The organism is Fulvivirga sp. (genome assembly GCF_040220315.1).
In the GTDB taxonomy this organism is placed as follows: Bacteria; Bacteroidota; Bacteroidia; order Cytophagales; family Cyclobacteriaceae; genus Fulvivirga.
The window spans coordinates 1-3,711 of the sequence record NZ_JAVJUY010000118.1; the positions used below are offsets into that span (position 1 = coordinate 1).

Genomic DNA, 3,711 nt, shown 5'->3' on the forward strand with positions numbered 1-3,711 from the left:
TGGTCTCAAATTTTTTTATGACCGGCTGTAATTTTGAAAGAGCAAATTGTCGAAATTTTTGAAGAAGGTCTCTATCAAAAATATTATCTGACATCATATAAGAATGCCCGTATAATGTATTTACAGAAGCGTTGTTTTTGAGAACCTTTACTCTATTGGACAATCCCAAATAATCAAGAGAATCCTTCTGGAAATTGCTTAAACGAGACCCGGTAAGTAATACCACTTCCTTATTTTTTGAGGTATCCGAAAACATAAATACGCGACACAATACATCGTACATCCAGTGGAAGTAATTGCCACTCCATGAGGTGTCTAATAAAACAGCTTCATCTATTACCTCTCTAGATTTTTTCAGACGATAAGAAAACAAAAATCTGAAATAGTTTAGTTTAAGACTCCCTTTGAAATAATATGGATCAACAAGTTGCCAGAGTATTTTTTTTCTCCAAACTGGAATAATCCTGTTCATTGTCACCATTTGAACACCATAATAGGTCATTAATTGTGTTCCTGAAGAAGCAATTGCCATTTTATCCTTAAGCACTTGTCCAGATACTGCATCACGTAACGATGATAAATGCACAACAGAAGGCATTGTTATCATAAATGATTCATCGTTTCCGGAATCGATTTTCCAAATTACTGAAGTACCCGCAATATTTGCAGCTATGAATAAAGCATTTAGTTTATCATAAACCCTCCTGATCATGTTCTCAAACCAAATGCCCTGGTTAATGTATTTTGAATGACTTCATCAGAATGGTCATGCCTAAACAATTCAATTTTATCTTCTTCCACTCTGTCCATAAGTAAAATATCAGGGTTTGACATTAATTCCTCATAGGTGATTCCAATTCCATATTTGCCAGCTCTACGGGCCATCAATGAATCACCTTTGACAATCACTGACCGACCCGCCGAGATTGCCATGGTCATAAAACTGCTACTATAGGGATGATTAGGGTAAACTAAAAAAACCGTATTGGATAATTCTAAGAGATCATATAGCTCCTCATCACAGGCTCTCTTTTCAATGATGAACAAATTGGATATCGTATTTTTCAGTTCAAGGTATTGATTGAATTCCTCATCCGTAAAATGGTCTCTATATAACGACCCTACTGCTAGAAAGCTGACACTATCTTCACTATACTTGCTTGCTAATCGGCAAAATCCGAGAATCTCCTTTTTTCTTTGGCTAAGGCCTCCAACATATAAAACTACATTCCTGGCAAGGGGCAGTTCTTTTATTTCATTTATCAACCAAGAATGCTGAAGTTCATTTTTTTTTAGAAGTATTGCTTCAGGTAACCAATAACAATTAGTTATTCCGATTGATTGATAATATCTACAGGCCTCCTCATTTAATAGCAGAATTGACTTAATACTTGAACTTCTATATAAGCTATTGTTTACTGTAAAGTTTACATCAAAACCCATATTCTCAACCAACGTAGGATTAATACTTAACCCGTCCAGTATTACAATGTCTTGTGGTATCGCCCAATGACTTAGCTGAGTGTTATTTGCATATTTTAATGGGAACCAAAGAATGAATGGTATGTATGGTTTATTGATTTTAAATTGTCTTAGGGATAAATTGAGCCTGAGCCAAAATATTAAGCTTTCAATTGATTGTAATCTTATCCATGCATTTAATTTGGTAAGAAAAGAAATTGCAAAATGGCTTTTGAAGTATTTAATACTCTTGTCATCAATACTCATAATCCTTCGCGCTATCCGATCGGCATCTTTGCTGTCAGCAACTAATATTTTTATTTCCAATCCAAGTCTAGAAAGCTGATTATAATAGTACTCCAGATATCCTTCATGATGCCCTTCTAGTTTAAAAGAATCAATGAGTACTACTGGTTTCGAAAAATTCACTATTCTTTTTACTCAAACATTTAGGAACAAGTCCAGTTTATGTTTACTGAACTTCGAATACAGATGTGGAAATAATACAAATCTTAGAAATGGAACCTTCAATATTTTCAACCAGTGTATCTTAGATATTATCTTATCCCTGTTATTAATGCTTAAATAGATACTATACCATTCAGGATCACAATACTCTTTGATCAAACCATTGATCTCATTGGTCCTTATTACACCCCCTGTTCCTGACTTATGCTCATCGTGCTTCCGGTATATACAGAAATAATCTTCTGAACGTATGAATTTAGCATACTGCTTGGCCCTTAGGTACCAGTCCCAGTCAAAAACATAGTGCATGGACTTATTCAGAGGACCGGTTTTCTCCCAGAGACCTCTTGTCCAAAAAGTGGTTGGTTGTACAAATGGATCTGAGTAGGTAAGTTTTTCTCTCACATTGGTATCGTTCCTGGCAAACACATCGAGTTTCCCCTCATGGGTATGGATACAACCTCCATGCACAAGTACAGGATCAGTAATTCTGCCCTGTAGTAAACTTGCGATTTTTAACAGGGTTCCAGGTAAGTAATAATCATCACTATTCAGCCACGCCAGGATATCACCGGTAGCCCGTTCAAAACCCCGATTGATGGCATCAGCCTGGCCCTTGTCCTTTTTACTAACCCAATAGGTAATATGTTTTTCGTACTTTTTGATGATCTCCACCGAATTATCCGTACTACCTCCATCCATGATGATGTATTCAAGGTTCGGATACATCTGGCCGATCACAGAAAGGATGGTCTGCTCCAGGTATTGGCCCTGGTTATAGGAGGGAGTGATAATGGAGATTTTGGGAAGATTCATTTAAAGGAATAATAATCCTCCGGATAGGAAAAGTATGTAATATCCTCCTTGAAAGCCTCCTTCACCATATCATAAGTCTCTTTGCTGTAGTAGTTTTTATAGGAGTCATACGTGCTTTTATTGTCATGTGATAGCTGAGTGTTTACAACACCTATTTTAGAACAGATCTTATCAAAATCGTGTTGGAAGTTTTCCAGTTTCCCAACTTTATCGACAAGCAGATCATCTTGACCATTTGTTAACAACTCCTTTTGCAACGCCAAACCATCAATGATGCGCCAATCAAGGTACTCATCAAAATTCTTCATTCTTTTGATAAATACGTGCTGTGGATGCTTTTCATACTTCAACATGAAATTGTAGAGTGATACTTGCCAATCCCATGGGTTCCTCACAAACGCAAATTTGTAGTAAGAATTAAAGATTGAATCTGGTATTTTTTCTCTCAAATCATTTGCAGAAATATGGTGTGGAAAATCAGTGTGAAATATTCTTGGTTTCAATTTGAAGAGATACTTTACCTTATTGATTTTTGAGGCCGTCCAGAAGCTGTAATCGCAGTACTTCGAAAGCACCGTACTGATACTGGTCCCCCCAACCTTGTATACGTGAATGAATATAAATTTTTTACTGTGTGAGATGAGCATAATTATTGATCAGTTTCAAAAAAAGTTTTCCGAATTCCATCTGATTTTGCCTATAGTCCATATTATAAGTTATTGCATTTCCTGAAACCTTTAATAATAGTTCCATTAACTCACTTGAATCCTTGGGATCAAAAAAGTAACCAGCTTTACCCAATTGTTCTTTGTGAACATCCAGGTTAGAAGCGAGTACAGGTTTACCAAGTAATTTTGCATCTTCTATAACTGTACTCCACCCCTCAAAAAAAGAGGGTTGTATCACAGCTAAGGAATTTTTCATTAGAATGAGTTGATCTTCACGATCTACAAAACCTACATTCAC

At 36.2% G+C, this 3,711-nt stretch carries 5 protein-coding genes; all 5 read right to left on the reverse strand.

All coding sequences use genetic code 11. From position 1 onward, the window contains the following. On the reverse strand, positions 1–712 hold a 712-nt coding region (locus RLO81_RS05485; protein ID WP_350108371.1), incomplete at its 3' end, for a glycosyltransferase family 61 protein. Then, positions 709–1,890, reverse strand: a complete 1,182-nt coding sequence (locus RLO81_RS05490) for a hypothetical protein (protein ID WP_350108374.1) — start codon at positions 1,888–1,890, stop codon at positions 709–711. The genes RLO81_RS05485 and RLO81_RS05490, both read right to left, overlap by 4 nt. A gap of 12 nt (positions 1,891–1,902) precedes the next feature. Next, the gene (locus RLO81_RS05495) at positions 1,903–2,745 is read right to left on the reverse strand and encodes a glycosyltransferase family 2 protein (RefSeq protein ID WP_350108377.1); all 843 of its coding nucleotides are present in this window, start codon (positions 2,743–2,745) and stop codon (positions 1,903–1,905) included. Then, positions 2,742–3,392 carry a sulfotransferase family 2 domain-containing protein gene (locus RLO81_RS05500; protein ID WP_350108380.1) on the reverse strand — a complete coding sequence of 217 codons (651 nt, stop codon included), beginning with the start codon at positions 3,390–3,392 and terminating at the stop codon, positions 2,742–2,744. The genes RLO81_RS05495 and RLO81_RS05500 overlap by 4 nt, the downstream gene beginning before the upstream one ends. Beyond that, positions 3,373–3,711: glycosyltransferase (locus RLO81_RS05505; protein WP_350108383.1), on the reverse strand; the 339-nt coding region annotated here is incomplete at its 5' end. The genes RLO81_RS05500 and RLO81_RS05505, both read right to left, overlap by 20 nt.

What these genes read in the sequence shown, in the direction of transcription:
- RLO81_RS05500 (WP_350108380.1), bottom strand. Translation starts at nt 3,392, where the DNA reads ATGCTCATCTCACACAGTAAAAAATTTATATTCATTCACGTATACAAG.
- RLO81_RS05495 (WP_350108377.1), bottom strand. Translation starts at nt 2,745, where the DNA reads ATGAATCTTCCCAAAATCTCCATTATCACTCCCTCCTATAACCAGGGC.